General features: G+C 67.4%; 15 protein-coding genes. 10 read left to right on the top strand and 5 right to left on the bottom strand.

Annotation, left to right across the window (positions count from 1 at the left end; genetic code table 11):
* Window positions 1-200 precede the first annotated feature (200 nt).
* Window positions 201-2,888 (bottom strand): pyruvate dehydrogenase (acetyl-transferring), homodimeric type, encoded by a 2,688-nt coding sequence (aceE, locus tag HMPREF3114_RS16725; protein WP_012478970.1) that lies wholly within the window; start codon window positions 2,886-2,888, stop codon window positions 201-203.
* Window positions 2,889-3,433: 545 nt separating this feature from the next.
* On the opposite strand from aceE, the gene HMPREF3114_RS16720 reads away from it, so the two are divergent.
* Both HMPREF3114_RS16720 and HMPREF3114_RS16715 read left to right on the top strand, forming a co-directional pair.
* The gene (locus tag HMPREF3114_RS16720; protein ID WP_070490037.1) at window positions 3,434-3,994 is read left to right on the top strand and encodes a PadR family transcriptional regulator; all 561 of its coding nucleotides are present in this window, start codon (window positions 3,434-3,436) and stop codon (window positions 3,992-3,994) included.
* 61 nt (window positions 3,995-4,055) lie between these two features.
* Complete coding sequence (locus HMPREF3114_RS16715; protein WP_070490035.1) at window positions 4,056-4,853, top strand: siderophore-interacting protein; 798 nt, start codon at window positions 4,056-4,058, stop codon at window positions 4,851-4,853.
* A 104-nt stretch (window positions 4,854-4,957) separates the two neighbouring features.
* Here HMPREF3114_RS16715 and HMPREF3114_RS16710 read toward each other — a convergent pair whose 3' ends face one another.
* The gene (locus HMPREF3114_RS16710) at window positions 4,958-5,791 is read right to left on the bottom strand and encodes a hypothetical protein (protein ID WP_070490033.1); all 834 of its coding nucleotides are present in this window, start codon (window positions 5,789-5,791) and stop codon (window positions 4,958-4,960) included.
* A gap of 207 nt (window positions 5,792-5,998) precedes the next feature.
* Here HMPREF3114_RS16710 and HMPREF3114_RS16705 point away from each other — a divergent pair, with 207 nt between their 5' ends.
* Window positions 5,999-6,400, top strand: coding sequence for a hypothetical protein (locus HMPREF3114_RS16705; protein ID WP_070490030.1), 402 nt, complete (start codon window positions 5,999-6,001; stop codon window positions 6,398-6,400).
* 175 nt (window positions 6,401-6,575) lie between these two features.
* Here HMPREF3114_RS16705 and HMPREF3114_RS16700 read toward each other — a convergent pair whose 3' ends face one another.
* Both HMPREF3114_RS16700 and HMPREF3114_RS16695 read right to left on the bottom strand, forming a co-directional pair.
* Window positions 6,576-7,283, bottom strand: coding sequence for a YceI family protein (locus tag HMPREF3114_RS16700; protein WP_005415047.1), 708 nt, complete (start codon window positions 7,281-7,283; stop codon window positions 6,576-6,578).
* A gap of 86 nt (window positions 7,284-7,369) precedes the next feature.
* Entirely contained in the window at window positions 7,370-7,960 is a 591-nt protein-coding gene (locus HMPREF3114_RS16695; protein WP_005415046.1) for a malonic semialdehyde reductase, read from the bottom strand.
* A gap of 126 nt (window positions 7,961-8,086) precedes the next feature.
* On the opposite strand from HMPREF3114_RS16695, the gene HMPREF3114_RS16690 reads away from it, so the two are divergent.
* The 6 genes from HMPREF3114_RS16690 to HMPREF3114_RS16665 all read left to right on the top strand — a co-directional run bounded on the left by HMPREF3114_RS16690 (window position 8,087) and on the right by HMPREF3114_RS16665 (window position 12,035).
* Window positions 8,087-9,046 (top strand): mitochondrial fission ELM1 family protein, encoded by a 960-nt coding sequence (locus HMPREF3114_RS16690; RefSeq protein WP_070490028.1) that lies wholly within the window; start codon window positions 8,087-8,089, stop codon window positions 9,044-9,046.
* Window positions 9,047-9,200: 154 nt separating this feature from the next.
* Complete coding sequence (locus tag HMPREF3114_RS16685) at window positions 9,201-9,431, top strand: hypothetical protein (RefSeq protein WP_005415044.1); 231 nt, start codon at window positions 9,201-9,203, stop codon at window positions 9,429-9,431.
* 48 nt (window positions 9,432-9,479) lie between these two features.
* Entirely contained in the window at window positions 9,480-10,331 is an 852-nt protein-coding gene (locus HMPREF3114_RS16680) for a DUF2145 domain-containing protein (protein WP_065179556.1), read from the top strand.
* Between the two features lie 19 nt (window positions 10,332-10,350).
* Window positions 10,351-10,854 carry a hypothetical protein gene (locus HMPREF3114_RS16675; protein ID WP_032953871.1) on the top strand — a complete coding sequence of 168 codons (504 nt, stop codon included), beginning with the start codon at window positions 10,351-10,353 and terminating at the stop codon, window positions 10,852-10,854.
* Between the two features lie 32 nt (window positions 10,855-10,886).
* On the top strand, window positions 10,887-11,399 hold the full coding sequence (locus HMPREF3114_RS16670) for a hypothetical protein (protein ID WP_070490027.1): 513 nt from the start codon (window positions 10,887-10,889) through the stop codon (window positions 11,397-11,399).
* A 75-nt stretch (window positions 11,400-11,474) separates the two neighbouring features.
* Window positions 11,475-12,035: a queuosine precursor transporter gene (locus HMPREF3114_RS16665; RefSeq protein ID WP_005415040.1), complete on the top strand. Its 561-nt coding sequence runs from the start codon at window positions 11,475-11,477 to the stop codon at window positions 12,033-12,035.
* A 142-nt stretch (window positions 12,036-12,177) separates the two neighbouring features.
* Here HMPREF3114_RS16665 and glnE read toward each other — a convergent pair whose 3' ends face one another.
* The gene (glnE, locus tag HMPREF3114_RS16660) at window positions 12,178-14,973 is read right to left on the bottom strand and encodes a bifunctional [glutamate--ammonia ligase]-adenylyl-L-tyrosine phosphorylase/[glutamate--ammonia-ligase] adenylyltransferase (protein ID WP_070490025.1); all 2,796 of its coding nucleotides are present in this window, start codon (window positions 14,971-14,973) and stop codon (window positions 12,178-12,180) included.
* Between the two features lie 378 nt (window positions 14,974-15,351).
* Here glnE and HMPREF3114_RS16655 point away from each other — a divergent pair, with 378 nt between their 5' ends.
* A complete protein-coding gene (locus HMPREF3114_RS16655) occupies window positions 15,352-16,866 on the top strand; it encodes an acetyl-CoA hydrolase/transferase family protein (protein WP_070490023.1) in 1,515 nt (504 codons plus the stop codon).
* The last annotated feature ends 62 nt before the right edge of the window (window positions 16,867-16,928 follow it).

Below are 16,928 nucleotides of genomic sequence, written 5' to 3'. Positions count from 1 at the left end.
CCCCCCCCCGCTAGAACCCGTCGCTTCCAGTGGCATTCCTGCATCAACATTACCGCCCACCGCAGACACCCCACATGGCAGACCGTTTTCGCTTTCATTGTATTCAATTCAATGACATTCACATCGTTAGCAAAATAAAAAGGGCGGCTACTCGCCGCCCTCTTTATCACCACAGATGCCATCTCGGCAAGGGCACTACATCAAACCCCAACAGGATTAGCCTTCTCCGGATCAATCTTGTACTGCTTGATCGCCCGGGCCACATCCTTCGCGGTCATCTTCCCTTCCTTCGCCAGCGCCGCAATCGCGGCATGCGCGATGTAGTACCGGTCAACCTCGAAGAACCGACGCAGGTTCGCACGCGTATCCGAGCGACCAAACCCATCCGTACCCAGCACGGTGTACGACATCGGCACGAACGCGCGGATCTGGTCCGCATACGCACGCACATAGTCGGTGGCGGCAATCGCCGGGCCCTGACGGCCTTCCAGCAGCTCGGTCACGTAGGCCTTGCGCTGCTCACCTTCCGGATGCAGGCGGTTGGCACGTTCCACGTCGAAACCATCGCGACGCAGTTCGTTGAAGCTCGGGCAGCTCCAGATGTCGGCGGTCACGCCGAAGTCCTTGTCCAGCAGCTCGGCCGCGGCAATGGCTTCGCGCAGGATGGTGCCCGAGCCCAGCAGCTGCACGCGCAGCTCGCCCTTCTTCGGCTTGCCGGCGTCGGTCAGCAGGTACATGCCCTTGACGATGCCTTCGGCCGCGCCTTCCGGCATTTCCGGGTGGGTGTAGTTCTCGTTCATCAGGGTGACGTAGTAATACTCGTCCACCTGGTCTTCCATCATGCGCTTGGTGCCGTGCTGCAGGATCACCGTCACTTCGAAGCCGAAGGTCGGGTCGTAGCTGCGCACGTTCGGGATGCCACCGGCCACCAGATGGCTGAAGCCATCTTCGTGCTGCAGGCCTTCACCGTTCAGCGTGGTGCGGCCGGCGGTGCCACCCAGCAGGAAGCCGCGGGTACGCATGTCCGCTGCCTGCCAGGCGATGTCGCCCACGCGCTGGAAGCCGAACATGCTGTAGTAGATGTAGAACGGCAGCATCGGCACGTTGCTGACCGAGTAGCTGGTACCGGCGGCCATCCACGAGCTGATCGCACCCGGCTCGCTGATGCCCTGCTGCAGCACCTGGCCGCTCTGGTCTTCGCGGTAGAACATCAGCTGGTCGGCATCGACCGGCTTGTACTTCTGGCCGAACGGCGCGTAGATGCCGATCTGGCGGAACAGGCCTTCCATGCCGAAGGTACGGGCTTCGTCGGCCACGATCGGCACGATGTGCGGGCCCAGTTCCTTGTCACGCAGGGTGATGTTCAGGCTCTGCACGAAGGCCATGGTGGTGGAGTAGCTGCGCTCGCCGCTGCTCTTCAGCAGGCGCTCGTAGGCTTCCAGCTTCGGCGCCACGAAGGTCTTGTCGGCCTTGCGGCGGCGCTGCGGCAGGTAACCGCCCAGCGCGGCACGGCGTTCCTGCAGGTACTGCACTTCCGGCGAATCCGGGCCCGGGTGGTAGAACGGCACCTGGCCGTCGGCCAGCTGCGCGTCGGTCACCGGAATGTTGAAGCGGTCGCGGAAGTGGCGCACCGCTTCGTCGTCCAGCTTCTTGGTCTGGTGGGTGGGGTTCAGTGCCTCACCGGCGCTGCCCATGCCGTAACCCTTCACGGTCTTGGCCAGGATGACGGTCGGCATGCCCTTGGTGTTCACGGCCTGGTGATAGGCGGCGTACACCTTGTGCGGGTCGTGGCCACCACGGTTCAGGCGCCAGATGTCGTCGTCGCTCAGGCCGGCGACCATCGCGGCGGTTTCCGGGTACTTGCCGAAGAAATGCTCGCGTGTATACGCGCCGCCGAAGGCCTTGCAGTTCTGGTATTCGCCGTCGACGGTTTCCATCATCAGCTTCTTCAGGACGCCGTTGGTGTCCTTGGCCAGCAGGGCATCCCAGTAACCGCCCCACAGCAGCTTGATCACGTTCCAGCCGCCGCCACGGAACACGCCTTCCAGTTCCTGGATGATCTTGCCGTTGCCGCGCACCGGGCCGTCCAGGCGCTGCAGGTTGCAGTTCACCACGAAGATCAGGTTGTCCAGGCCTTCACGGCCGGCCAGGGCGATGGCACCCAGGGTTTCCGGCTCGTCGCTCTCGCCGTCGCCGATGAAGCACCACACCTTGCGGTCGGACTTCTCGATCAGGCCACGGTTTTCCAGGTAGCGCATGAACTGCGCCTGGTAGATGGCGGCCAGCGGGCCCAGGCCCATCGACACGGTCGGGGTCTGCCAGTAGTCCGGCATCAGCCACGGGTGCGGGTACGAGGACAGGCCACCGCCGTCCACTTCCATGCGGAACTTGTCCAGCTGCTCTTCGCTGATGCGGCCTTCCAGGAAGGAACGCGCGTAGATGCCCGGGGCGCTGTGGCCCTGGATGAACAGCAGGTCGCCCGGGTGGTTTTCGCTCGGGGCGCGCCAGAAGTGGTTGAAGCCCACGTCGTACAGCGTGGCGCCGGAGGCGAACGAGGCGATGTGGCCGCCCAGGTCACCCGGCTTGCGGTTTGCGCGCACCACGGTGGCCATCGCGTTCCAGCGGATGATCGAACGGATGCGCCATTCCAGCTCGGCGTTGCCCGGGCTCTTGGCCTCGAACTGCGGTTCGATGGTATTGACGTATTCGGTGGTGGGAGAGAACGGCAGGTAGGCGCCCGAACGACGGGTCAGTTCCACCATGCCTTCCAGCAGCTGATGCGCGCGCTCGGAGCCCTCGACATCAATAACGGCCTTCAACGACTCGATCCACTCCTGGGTTTCCACAGGATTCGGGTCGTTGTTCAGCACCTCGTTCAACCAGTTCATTAGCGCTCCCATAACCGCACGCACGCGCGCGACTGTTGTATAGATTTCTAGACCGCAAAGTGTAGCGCACCAAGGGCTTTCGTCACTTGGCTACGCAGGCGTATGGATGCAACCGGCCAGTGTCCGCAAGGGGCTTGCCGGGCCCGCTGATGGCCCTGCGGCGGGCCTTGGCGGCGGCGCGGGCTGTCGCTTGCGGGCCGCTGCGCCCATCCGCAGGACGCAGTGTTACTGCTGCCGATGACGGTTGTAGGGCAACTCCGGAACCGCCGTAGGTGGGCGCCGGGCAGCGGTTCTGAACCGGCGACAACATGTCGCACCTGCCTCTGGATCGCTGCCAGCCACGGGCCCAGGGTGGGTCGCGAGTGATGGGCCCGATGGCCCTGCTCCCTTCCACAGCATCGCCGGGGCGCCTCGCAGGGGGCGCCCCTTTTGCTGTGCGCACGAAGGTCCGTGGCCCAAATTGCACCTGCTTGTGGCCGGATCGGATGTTGTCGCTTTCGACATATCGATATATCGTTTGCATACTCGTTTACCGATATATCGAAATGAGCCGTACCGCTTCTGCCAGAGCCCGTTCCACCGATCCGGATGTGCCGCGCCGCAACGGCCAGCCGCGCGTCCTCAGCCGCGGCGACCTGCGCCTGCTGGTGCTGGCCCTGATCGGCGAGCAGCCGCGCCATGGTTACGAGCTGATGCAGCTGATCAGCAACCAGTTCATGCAGGCCTACACGCCCAGCGCCGGCACCATGTACCCGCTGCTGGCCAGCTTCGAGCAGGCCGGCTGGATCGAGGCCGAGGAAGTGGATGGCAAGCGGATCTTCCGCATCACCGCCGCCGGCGAGTTCGAGCTGAAGGTGCAGCGCACCCAGGTGCGCCTGGCGCAGCGACGTGCCTTCGACCGTGCCCGCGAGATCACCAAGGCCTCGCTGCCGCCGCCGCTGGCCACTGCCCTGCGCGAGTTCAAGCGGGCGCTGGTGCATCACCACGGCCGCTGGGCCGAGGGCGAGGCGGACGAAGTGGCGGCGCTGCTGACGCGGGCCTCGGCCCTGCTCAACGGTACGGTCGGTAGCGAGCAACCACCGATTTCAACGACCCAGCCAGACTGAATCCAGCCAGGTCCTCCCCTACGCCGCGCGCCCCCCGCGCGACACCTTTACAGGTATCCCCATGACCGAACACAACAACACGCGCCTGCGCCTGGATGTGCGCTTCCGTGAACTGACCGTGCTGCGCACTGAAGAGGTCACCCCGCACATGCGCCGCATCGTGCTGGGTGGCGACGACCTGGCCGGCTTCGATTCGCCCGGCGCCGACGACCACATCAAGCTGTTCTTCCCCAATGCCAGCGGCGAGATGGTGCTGCCGGTGCTGACCGCCGAAGGCCGCAGCTACCCGGACGGCAAGGCGCCCTCGCCGTCGCGCGACTACACCCCGCGCTGGTGGGAGCACGAAACCGGCGAGCTGGCCATCGACTTCGTACTGCATGACCAGGGCGTGGCCGGGCCGTGGGCCGAACGCGCACAGCCGGGCGACACGCTGGTGATCGGCGGCCCGCGCGGCTCGTTCGTGGTGGCAGACACCTACGACGCCTACGTGCTGATCGGTGATGAAACCGCGCTGCCGGCCATCGCCCGCTGGCTGGACGTGCTGCCGGACGGTGCCGAGGTGCAGGCCTTCATTGAAGTGCGCGACGAAGCCGAGCGCCAGGTCCTGCCGCAGTACGAGAACGTGCGCATCCACTGGCTGGAGCGCAACGGCTTCCCAGCGGCCAGCAGTACGCTGCTGGAAGACATGCTGACCGACTTCGAGGCCCCGGACGGTGATGTTTTCTACTGGATCGCCACCGAATCGCGCCGCGCGCGGATGATGCGCAAGTTCATCGAAGGCCACCTGGGCGTGCCGCGCGACTGGATTCGTTCGACCGGCTACTGGAAGGCCCACCCGGACGAAACCGACGGCGATTGATCAAAAGGCGGTGGGTGCGGACCGTTGGTCCGCACGCCTTTGACTGTGTAGAGCCGAGCCCACGCTCGGCTGCTCTCCGCTCGGCCACCGATGGACCCATCGCGCTACGCGCGATGAGCCGAGCATGGGCTCGGCTCTACAGGAGGGACCGCGACCGGCGGCTTGACCACCTGCTGCATCCACCCGAACCGCTGCGCGGCCCAGATCTCCAGCGCTACCAGCAGGGCGATGATCAGCAACGGCAACAGCAACCCGAAGTACACGCCGGGCATCATGCCGTTGATCTGCGCCTTCACCAGCCGCAGCACGCCACGGGTGTGCAGCAGCTCATCGACGTGCATGGTCAGCGCCTCGCGCACCACCTTGGGTTCCAGGCCGAGGCTACCGGCCCTGTCCACCAGCGTGTCTTCCACCATGCTGCGCAGCAGGCCCTCGCGCACCTTGCCGATCACCCAGCCGGTGCCGCGTGCCAATGGGCCGTTGCCAAGACGGTCCAGGCCAGGCAGCGGATGCTCGCTGAGGTAGGCCGAGGCGATGGTGTCGGCGACGTCGCCCACCGTGCCCTGGCTGCGCAGTGCCTCGCGCATGCGCGGGTCGTCCAGCGAATCGGTAAAGCCTTCGCTCCAGCCTTCCACCAGGGTCTGCAGGTGCGGCTGGAAATGATCGAGCTGCTTGAACAGCGCGCGGTGCGCACCGGCAGTGAAACCCAGCTGCAGGCCGACGAAGGCAGTGGCCAGCGGCAGCAGCACCACGTAGCTGGCCAGCAGCCAGTGATGCCAGCGCTTGCGCCGCTGCAACCAACCACGGCGATGCAGCCAGCGCCAGCCGGCGATGCCCAGCACCAGGCCGAGCAGCGTACCGAGCACGCTGCCGCCCACCAGGTCGAGCACGCTCAGGCCCGACCAGAATTCGTTCAACCAGTACTGCGCGTCCTGCATGGGTCTTCCTTCCGTGGGTGATACCGCAGCCATTGTAGAACCGAGCCCACGCTCGGCTGCTCTCCGCTCCGCCATCGGAAAACCGTGTGCTGGGCGCGATGAGCCGAGCGTGGGCTCGGCTCTACAGGTATTCCGCCGCCCGGTTCAACGCATCAGCCGGCAAGCAATGCGACAATCGCGCTCCTTTCCTGCAGCAACGAGGCCCATATGGCCAAACTGACCCTGGCCAGCGTGGACGCGCTGCGTACCCGCTTCGCTGATGACGCTGCCTGCGACGCGGCCCTGGCCGCCTTCGCCGATACCGCTGCACTGCGCGCGCCGCTGCGCGAGCTGGTGGAAGCACAGCACCGCTACCTGCAGGCCGAATTCGAAGTGGCGCAGGTGGCCGACGTGCTGCGCCGCGACCAGAAGTACGCGCCGGTGGGTCGGCCTTCGATCAACATCGTGCAGCTGCGCAAGCAGCAGGCGGCCACCAAGCAGGCGGCGCTGATCGCCCGCCAGGTGGTGGCGCAGGCGGCGCAGACGTTCGTGCGGGTGAGCGGGATGACGGTGAAGGCCAAGCAGAGCCCGAGCGAAGCGTGTGGCGTGTGGTTGGGCGCGCTGCGCTGAAGGATCGTGCGGACCAACGGTCCGCACCCACCAGATGCAGGTTGGCACCTGCCGGGTAGTGCCGGCCGCTGGCCGGCAACCCCATCGGCATCGGGTGCCTCGCATGCAGAACCCAAAAAGAAGGCCCGCTTTTCAGCGGGCCTTCTGCCTTCTCACGACGAGTGAGCTGGGTGCATCAAGCGGCCGGCTTTTCGCCGGTGGCTTCGGTGGTGATGCGGATCTTCACTTCATCGCTGACGTTCGGGGCGTAGGCGCCGACGCCGAAATCGCTGCGCTTCAGGGTGGTGGTGGCATCGAAGCCAGCCGCCGGAACCTTGGCCATCGGGTGCTCGCCGCCGCCGTTGACGGTGACGTCCAGGGTGACCGGCTTGGTGATGCCCTTGATGGTCAGGTCACCGGTGACGGTCAGCTTGTTGGTGCCGGCCGCTTCCACCTTGGTGCTCTTGAAGGTGGCATCGGCGAACTTGGCGGCGTCGAAGAAGTCGGCGCTCTTCAGGTGCTCGTCGAACTTGGCGGTGAAGCTGTTCAGGCCGCTCAGCGGCAGCTTCACTTCCACGGTGGACTTGGTCACGTCTTCGGCGTTGTACACCAGGGTGCCTTCGACGTTGCCGAAGTGCGCGCTGGGGTTGGAGAAGCCGAAGTGGCTCCACTGCGCCAGCACGTCGGTGTGGCTCGGGTCCAGCTTGTAGGTGCCCGAGGCGATCTTGATCGCTTCGGCAGCCGGCGCCGCGGCGGCGGCATCAGCCGCCGGGGTGGCAGCCTGCTCGGTGGTGGCCGGGGCGGCGGCATCGGCAGCCGGGGCAGCGGTGTCGGCCGGCTTGGAGCAGGCGGCGATGGCCAGGGTCAGGGCCAGCGGCAGCAGCAGTTTACGGGTGGCGCTCATCTGAGGAACTCTCCGGATCGTAGGGTGGGTACACGGTGCAGCAATGGCCCGCTGCGGAACAGCGGGCCCGAAATCGATACAGCGACTTACGCGATGCGCGCCGCTTCGTCGAACGACAGGCGCGGCAGGCGCGGGAACAGGCCCGCCGGATCACCGTAACCCAGGTTGACCAGGAAATTCGACTTGATGGAGGTGCCGGCGAAGAAGGCTTCGTCGACCTTGGCCGGGTCGAAGCCGGACATCGGGCCGGCATCCAGGCCCAGCGCGCGCGCAGCCAGGATCAGGTAGGCACCCTGCAGGCTGCCGTTGCGGATGGCGGCTTCGTGGCGGCCTTCCTGCGGGCCATCGAACCAGGCCTTGGCATCGGTGTGCGGGAACAGGTACGGCAGCTTCTCGTGGAAGTCCAGGTCGAAACCGATGATGACGGTGACCGGCGCAGCCATGGTCTTGGCCAGGTTGCCTTCGGAAAGCGCCGGGGCCAGCTTGTCCTTGGCCTCCTTCGAGGTGACGAAGACGAAGCGCGCCGGCGTGGTGTTGGCCGCGGTGGGACCCCACTTCACCAGGTCGTACAGTTCCTTCAGCAGGCTCTCGGGGACCGGCTTGTCGAGGAAGGCGTTCTGGGTGCGGGCCGTACGGAACAGCTGGTCAAGGGCAGCGGCGTCGAGCGCGTGGGACATCGGTGGATCTCCAGGGCGGCGAAAGGAAGTCAGTGCCCGCGGGCGGCGCGGGGCGAAACGACGAGCCGCAGTGTAGAGTGTCGCGACTGTTGCAACACCCAGCAGGGCTGAAACGAATTAATGCCAATGGTGAAACGATCGAGCGCGCCATGGACGGTCACTGACGGCCGTGCGGGCAATGTCCGCCAGGCGGTCGCGCTGGCCTCGGCACTGCGCCAGGGCACCCACCGACCGCTGCTCCTGCAACCGCGCGCACCCTGGCGCTGGCTGTCGCCCCGGCGCCTGCCCGGCGATGTGAATGGCTACGGCGAGGCCTTGGCGACGCTGGCGGCTGAGGCGCCGACACTGGCGATCGGCTGTGGTCGCCAGGCGGCCGGTGCCCTGCGCGTGCTGCGTGCACGCGGCAGCCAGGTGGTGCAGATCCTCGACCCGCGCATCGGCGCCCGCCATTGGGACGTGGTGGTGGTGCCCGAACACGACGCCCTGCGCGGCAGCAATGTGCTGACCCTGCTCGGCAGCCTCAACCCGGTGGACGACGACTGGCTGGCCTGGGGTCGCGCCGCGTTCGCCGGCTTCAGCACCCTGCCCGGTCCGCGCACCGCACTGCTGGTGGGCGGGCCGACGCCGCTGGCGCCGTGGGACGAGACGGCGATGGTCGGTGTTTTCCAGGCGCTGGCCGACCAGATCCGCAGCGAAGGCGGCAGCCTGCTGGCGACCACCTCGCGCCGCACGCCGCCGGCGTTGGCCGAGATCCTGCGCGCGAAGTTCGCCGACCTGCCGCACGTGATCTGGGGCGACGGTGGCGACGGTACCAATCCCTATGGTGGCCTGCTCGGCTGGGCCAACCGCGTGGTGGTCTCGCCCGATTCGGTGAACCTGCTCTCTGAAGCCTGCGCCACGCGCATGCCGGTGATGGTGGCGCTGGCCGATACCGCGCAGGGCCGGCTGGCCCGGTTCCAGCAGCAGCTGCGCGAACGCGGACGCTTGCAGCCGCACTGGCTGGACTGGCAGTACGACCGCATCGAGCCGCTGCGCGAAACCGCGCGGATCGCGGCGGAAGTGAAGCAGCGCCTGGCCTTGGGGTAGTGCCGGCCGCTGGCCGGCAACGCTGTGCGCATTACCGGACATCCTGCCGATGCCGGCCAGCGGCCGGCACTACCGGGATGCACAGCGATTTCTGAACATTTCAATCTGCCCATACCGTTAGAGTCCGGTGTCCCCCACCGGATCGAATGCCTTCATGCGTACCCTGCTCCTGCTGCCCCTGGCCCTGCTCGCCGCGTGTTCGACCGCGCCCACCGAGCTGGACCCGATCTCCTATCAATGCCAGCAGCAGCTGGATGCGTACCGCGAACAGCCGGCGCTGCGCGATCCGAAGACGGGCGAGCGCCCGCCGCTGCCGATCGCCCCGATCAGCGATGCCTGCGACAGGGAACTCCAGCGCAAGGGCGTGGATCGCCCGCTGCGCTGAGCAGCGTATGATCGGCGCGCGGTCCTGCCCGCCGTTGAAGGTACCGACATGGATCGTTTTTCCCGCCTGCGCCGCGCCGCGCTGCTGATCGCCAGCCTGCTGGCGACCGCACCGGCCTGGGCCGACAGCACCGCCTGCCGCGAGCGCTACCCGAGCGTGGCGTCGCAGGCGGCGATGCTGGACGTGGCCTGGACCACCGCCGAACGCCTGGACGCGCTGCCCGATGTGGACGTGGTGGTGGCCGCGCGCGGTGGCCAGGACCTGCGCCGCTACGGCCTGCGCCACAGCCACCTGGCCTTCCTGCTGCGCGAGGACGACGGCCGCTGGCGCGCGATGCACCTGCTCAACCGCTGCAAGACCGACAGCTCGCAGCTGTACCACGAGGGCCTCGGCAACTTCGTCGGCGAGAGCGGCGGCCATACCGACCTGCGCATCGGCGTGCCGTCGGCCCCCTTGCGTGCAGCGCTGCGCGCGATGCTGGTGCCGCCCTCGATCCAGCCCAAGGCGCTGCACGAAACAAGGTACAACGTGGTCGCCTACCCGTTCGCCACCGACTACCAGAACTCCAACCAGTGGGTGCTGGAAGTGCTGGCGGCGGCGATGGCGCAGACCGAAGGCGCGCCGGCCATCGTCAAGCGCGAACAGGCACAGCAGTGGCTGCGCCAGCAGAAGTACCAGCCCAGCGTGCTGCATATCGGCCTCGGCAAGCGCGTGGGTGCGCGCCTGTTCGTAGCCAACGCCACCACCACCGACCATCCAGCCGGCGAACGCATCTCCGGCAACTATTCGGTGGTGACGGTGGAATCGGTGTTCGACTTCCTGCACCAGCGCAGCCAGCTGCAGCAGGAACTGGTGATCCCCCATGTGCCGGTGGCCGGTGCCACCGCCGCCACGCCCTGAATCCCGCAAGGAGAACGACATGCGTCCGCTGCTTACCTCTGTGTTGTCGATGGTGATCGTCACCGGCCTGGCGTGGTCGACGGCCGCCCACGCCGAACGCCGCATCGTGATCATCCATGACCCGGGCCCGCAGGGACCGAGCCTGGAAATGTCCACGCAGATGGTGGCCTCGGCCCGCGCCGCAGCAGCGAAGGAAGCCCAGGATGCGGCCGATGCCGGCCAGCCGCTGGCCCGCCCGCAGCAGATCAAGCTGCCGCAGATGGAGGTGAGCGCAATCGCCACCACCGTCGATGGCCGCCGCGAAGTGCTGCTGCGTGATGCCAACGATCCGCAGAACACCGCATCGATGCAGTATCCGCGCGGCGTCGGCGACCCGGCCGTGCAGTTCACCGTGGGCCAGACCGTGAACTTCGAGCCGACCGGCGCCGACCAGGGCTGGCAGCTGAAGGACAACCAGGGCCGCCCGCTGGAATACCTGCCCGAGGCCACCGGCCCGCGCGATATCTTCGATACCCGGCGCTGAGCCGCCGTCCCCACGCTGACCAGGAGGTCTCCATGTTCCGCTGCCTGCGCGTTCCCGCTTCTGCATTGCTGCTCTCCGCGCTGCTGGTACCCACCGTCCATGCCGGCGCCGCGCCGCAGTTGAACAGCAGCGAAGCCAGCGTGCTGATCACCTCGCTGATCGTGGTCTCGGTGCCGCTCGCTGCGTCGGCGGGCCTGTCCGAACTGTCCAAGGCGCCGTTCAAGGCCAGCGAACGCAATGGCAGGGTTGCCCGCACCAAGGCGGTGCCACTGCCGCCGATGGAAGTGAAGAAGGTGGAGATCACGGCGGCCGGCGAGCGCCAGGTGCAGCTGCAGGTGCCCGACAAGGCCGATCAGACCGCCACCCTGCGCTGGCCGGCGCGCGTGCATGAAGACCAGACGGCGGCCTTCGTGGTCGGCCAGCAAGTGCATTTCGACCCCACCGAGGCCGGTGCCGGCTGGACCGTGAAGAGCGCACAGGGCCAAGCGCTGGCTTACGTCCCCACCGCCTACGCCGCGGGCGATGCGATGAGCGAAGCATTGTAAAGCTGAACAAGCGGTTTTGGCTTTGCCGCGGGCCGGGCGGATAATGGGCGATCCCCTTTGTCCCCCTGGCTCGCCATGTCCGTGCGTCCTGCCCCTGTGTTTGCCCCGCTGACCGCCCGCGCCCTGGTGCTGGCGGTATTGGCGATGGGCGCGGTGGTGCTGCTGTCCAACGTGCTGGTGCAGTACCCGATCAATGACTGGCTGACCTGGGGCGCCTTCAGCTATCCGGTCGCGTTCCTGGTCAGCAACCTGATCAACCGCCGCTTCGGCCCGGGCCCGGCGCGCCGCGTGGCGTGGATCGGCTTCGCGGTGGCGGTGCTGTTGTCGATCTGGGTGGCCACGCCGCGCATCGCCGTTGCCTCGTGCTCGGCCTTCATCGTGGCGCAGTTGCTGGACATCACCGTGTTCGACCGCCTGCGCCGCGGCAGCTGGTGGCGCGCACCGATGGTGGCCACGACCTGCAGCGCGACGGTGGATACCACCATTTTCTGGTCGATCGCATTTGCCGGTTCCACCCTGCCGTGGGTGAGCTGGGCCGCCGGCGACCTGGCAGTGAAGCTGGCGATCGGCGTCTGCCTGCTGGCCCCGTTCCGCGCGCTGCTGTGGAAGATGGCGCCGCTGCGCGCCACCAGCTGAACGCACATGCTCTGGTAGGTGCCGACCGTTGGTCGGCACGCTCCATCAGAGTTCATCACCGCTGACAGAGTGTGCCGACCAACGGTCGGCACCTACCAACAGCGGATCATCCCCGGGCAATTGCTCTGATGGGTGCACCCACTCACCCGAACGGCAGCTCCGCCGCTCTGCACGCCGCCGTAATCGCCGCACACGCGTCTTCAATCGCGGGCGTGGTCGGTGCCAGTCGCGGGCGACGGTCCAGTGTGCAGGCCAGGCCCACGTCGAGCAGCGTGGCATGCGCGCCATGCAGTGCTTGCGCAGTGTCTTCCGGCAGGAAACCGGCAACCGCCAGCGCATCGATCAGCGACGGCGTGTCGCGTGGCTGCAGCAACGCCGCATGCTGCGCACTACGCGCCAGCACGCCGGTCTGCAGCAGGAACTCCAGGTCCACCACGCCACCGGCACCCTGTTTCAGGTCCAGCCGCGCGGCATCGCTGCGGTCCAGTTCAGTGCGCATGCGGCCGCGCATCTTCAGCACATCGGCATACAGCGTGGCCGGATCGCGCTCACGACCCAGTGTCTGTGCACGCACCTGTTCGAAATCGGCCAGCAGACTGGCATCACCGGCCACACCGCGTGCGCGCACCAGGGCCTGGTGTTCCCAGGTCCACGCGCGTTCGCGCTGGTATTCGGTGTAGCTGGCCAACGAAGACACCAGTGAACCCTTGCCACCGTCCGGGCGCAGGCGCACGTCGATGTCGTACAGGCGCCCGGCGGCGGTGACCGCACCAAGCAGCGCCATCACCTTCTGTGCCAGCCGTGCATACCAGCGTCCCGGTTCCAGCGGACGTGCGCCGTCGCTGGCCTCCACGCCAGCCGGGTTGTCGTGCAGGAACACCAGGTCCAGGTCGGAACCGAAGCCCAGCTCAAGCCCGCCGAGGCTGCCGTAGCCGATGATCGCGAAACGTCCACCGGGAATCCCGCCGTGCGCGGCGCGCATGTCCGCCTCGGCCATCGCCAGCACGGTGGTGACCACCGCCTGCGCCAGCTCGGCCAGTTGCCGCGTGCTGTCCACCGCACCCTGGCGGCCGTCCAGCGTGGCCATCGCCATGCGGAAGCTGAGCGCCAGCCGCGTCTCGTTGAGCCAGCGCAGTGCGGATTCGGGATCTTCCACCGCCAGCACCTGCTGGCACTCGGCCAGCATGCCGGCCGCATCGGGCATCGGCCCGGACACGCGCACGTCCAGCAGTTCGTCCAGCAGCAGCGGGTACGCGGCCAGCCGCTCGGCCAGCAGCGCGCTGCGCGCCAGCACATCGACCAGACGCGCCAACGCGCTCGGTTGTTCGTCCAGCAGCGCGAGATAGCTGGTCCGGCGCAGCACGGCCTGCAACAGGCCGAGCACACGCTTGAGCGCAGCGTCGGGTTGCGGCGAACGCGTGGCCGCATGCAGCAACGCGGGCAGTACGCGATCCAGCCGCGCACGCGCGGCATCGGACAATGACTTCACGCCGGTGCCCTGCGCGAAGTCACGCAATGACTGGTCGGCGCCATTGGCATCGAGGAAACCGGCTTCGGCCAGCAACGGCGCGTTGCTGCCCTCGGGCAGGCTACGCCAGTAATTGGCCAGCGCGTCGGGCGCGGCCTGGCCCTTGCGCGGTGCCAGCAGCGCGGCGAATTCGGTGCTGACCCGCTGCTGCTGTTCGGCCAGCGCCGCGCGCAGCACGTCCCAGTCCGGGTAGCCGAGGCCGACGGCGATGCGCTCGCGGTCCAGTGCATCGCTGGGCAGCACGTGGGTCTGCGCATCGCGCAGCATCTGCAGGCGGTTCTCCAGGCGGCGCAGGAACAGGTAGGCCTCGCGCAGCGCACTGCCGTCCTCGGGCGCGATCTGCCCCGCAGCCACCAGCGCGTCCAGCGCCACCAGCAGGCGGCGCTCGCGCAGCGCAGGTTCGCGGCCACCGCGGATCAGCTGCAGCGCCTGGCACAGGAACTCGATCTCGCGGATGCCACCGGCGCCGCGCTTGATGTCTTCGTGCAGCTCGCGGCGCGCGACTTCGGCGGTGATCGCCGCCTTCATCTCGCGCAGGCCATCGAGCGCAGTGAAATCCAGGTAGCGGCGGTACACGAACGGGCGCAGGGTCTGCAGCCACGCTTCACCGGCCTCGATATCACCGGCGACCGCGCGCGCCTTCAGCCACGCATAGCGCTCCCAGTCGCGGCCTTCGCGCTGGAAGTACTGGTCCATCGCCGCGAACGACAGCGCGACGCGGCCGGCGCTGCCGAACGGGCGCAGGCGCAGGTCGACGCGGTGGCTGAAGCCATCGACGGTGGTTTCGTCCAGCAGCTTGGCCAGGCGCTGGCCGAGGCGTGCGAAATACTCTTCGGCGGCCAGCGCGCGCGGGCCGTCGGATTCGCCGCCGTGCGGATAGGCGTAGACCAGGTCGATATCGGAACTGAAGTTGAGCTCGCCGCCGCCAAGCTTGCCGAGGCCGAACACCACCAGCTGCTGCGCGGCGCCTTCGCCATCGCGGACCACACCGTGGCGCTGGGCGAATTCCTGCTGCAGCGCGTCCAGCGCCAGCCGCAGGCAGTCCTCGGCCAGGGTGGTGGCGCCGGCCAGGGTCTGTGCCACGTCGTCCAGGCCGGTCAGGTCGCGCCAGATCAGCCGCGTCGACATGGCAGTACGCCAGCGCCGGATCTGCGCCGGCCAGTCGCTGGGCTGCAGCGGATCGAGCACCGGTGGCGGGATCGGCGGGCAGCCGGGGGTAGCCAGCTGCGCCAGCAGCGCCGGTTGCCGCACCAGGGTGTCCAGCGCGAAGTCGCTGGCCACCGCCAGTCGGGTCAGCAGCGGCAGCAGTTCGGCAGGAACGGGCTCGGGCAGGACCTGGGCCAGGCGCGCCAGGGCGCGGTCGACAAGGGGCTGCAGCGGGGCGGGCAGGTCAGCGGGGGCGAGGGTCATGCGCAGATTGTATCGACCGGCCGGGGTTCATCCGGTAGTGCCGGCCGCTGGCCGGCAGATCCGATGGTCCTGCCCGGTGTTACCGGGGTTGCCGGCCAGCGGCCGGCACTACCGATAATGGGAACTGCGCATTCACACTGGGCCACAGGCAATAAAAAAGCCCGCTTGCAGCGAACTGCCAGCGGGCTCTGCTCCCTCCCCCACGTCGGGATGCAGGGCCATCGTGCGGGCTGCGAAAGCACTTTGCACGCTGCACTGCAAAACAGAACCGGTGGGTATGGGTGAGCCCCTGGGGGAAAAGCCATTCCACGAAGGTAGAACCCCCCGTACGGATGAGGATGGCCGATAATCGGGATTCCCCCCAGAAACACTGTCGTCATGTCTGTTGATCGCATCGCCAACGCGCGTCTCCGTGACCGCGTGGTCTCCGCCGAGGCCGCAGCCGCGCTGATCCAGCCCGGTGAAACCGTGGCCATGAGCGGCTTTACCGGCTCCGGGTATCCCAAGGCCGTTCCCGTCGAACTGGCCCGCCGCATCGAAGCGGTGCATGCCCAGGGCAATCCCTTCCAGATCAAGCTGATGACCGGCGCCTCGACCGCGCCGGAACTCGATGGCGCGCTGGCCAAGGCCGATGGCATCGCCATGCGCATGCCGTTCCAGAGCGACCCGGATGCGCGCAACCGCATCAACGAGGGCAAGCTGGATTACATCGACATCCACCTCAGCCACGTTGCCCAGCACGTGTGGTTCGGCTTCTACGGCGAGATCGACACCGCGGTGATCGAGGTCTCGGCCATCCGCGAAGATGGCTCGCTGGTGCCCTCCACCTCGGTCGGCAACAACAAGACCTGGCTGGACCTGGCGAAGAAAGTGATCGTCGAGGTCAACGAATGGCAGCCGGCCGGCGTCGACGGCATGCATGACATCTACTACGGCACCGCGCTGCCGCCGCACCGCAAGCCGATTCCGCTGGTGAACGCCAACGACCGCATCGGCGACACCGCGCTGCGCTGCGACCCGGACAAGATCGTGGCCGTGGTGCGTACCAATGGCCCGGACCGCAACAGCCCCTTCAGCCCGATCGATGCGACCAGCGAGCAGATCGCTTCGCACCTGATCGAGTTCCTCAAGCACGAAGTGAAGAAGGGCCGCCTGCCGCCGAACCTGCTGCCGCTGCAGTCGGGCGTGGGCAACATTCCCAACGCGGTGCTGGCTGGCCTGGCCAAGAGCGGTTTCCGCGACCTGGCCGCGTTCACCGAAGTGATCCAGGACGGCATGCTCGACCTGCTGCGCGACGGCGTGCTGAGCTACGCCTCGTGCACCGGCTTCGCGCTGAGCCCGCAGGCGAATGAGACGTTCAAGGAGAACATCGATTTCTACCGCGAGCGCATCATCATGCGCACGCAGGAAATCTCCAACCACCCGGAACTGGTGCGCCGCCTGGGCTGCATCGGCATGAACGGCATGATCGAGGTGGACATCTACGGCAACGTCAATTCGACGCACGTGATGGGCACGCGGATCATGAACGGCATCGGCGGTTCCGGAGACTTTGCCCGCAACGGTTTCCTGTCGGCGTTCCTGAGCCCGTCCACCGCCAAGAACGGCACCATCTCGGCGATCGTGCCGATGGCCAGCCATGTCGACCACACCGAGCACGATGTGTCGGTGATCGTCACCGAACAGGGCCTGGCCGATCTGCGCGGCCTGACCCCGCGCAAGCGCGCGCAGGTGCTGATCGACAACTGCGCGCACCCGGACTTCCGCCCGCAGCTGCAGGATTACTTCGACCGTGCCAACCGTGAGAGCTACGGCAAGCACACCCCGCACCTGCTGCCGGAAGCGTTGTCGTGGCACCAGCGCTGGCTGGATACCGGAACGATGAAGGGCTGAGGCCCGCTACGGACCTCGGGTAGAGCCGGCCGCTGGCCGGCTTCCCCAACAGCCGGCCAGCG

It is taken from the genome of Stenotrophomonas sp. HMSC10F07 (assembly GCF_001807895.1).
GTDB lineage: Bacteria > Pseudomonadota > Gammaproteobacteria > Xanthomonadales > Xanthomonadaceae > Stenotrophomonas > Stenotrophomonas sepilia.
Note: the sequence above shows the minus strand (reverse complement) of the source record. Positions and strands in the feature narration are given on the sequence as shown.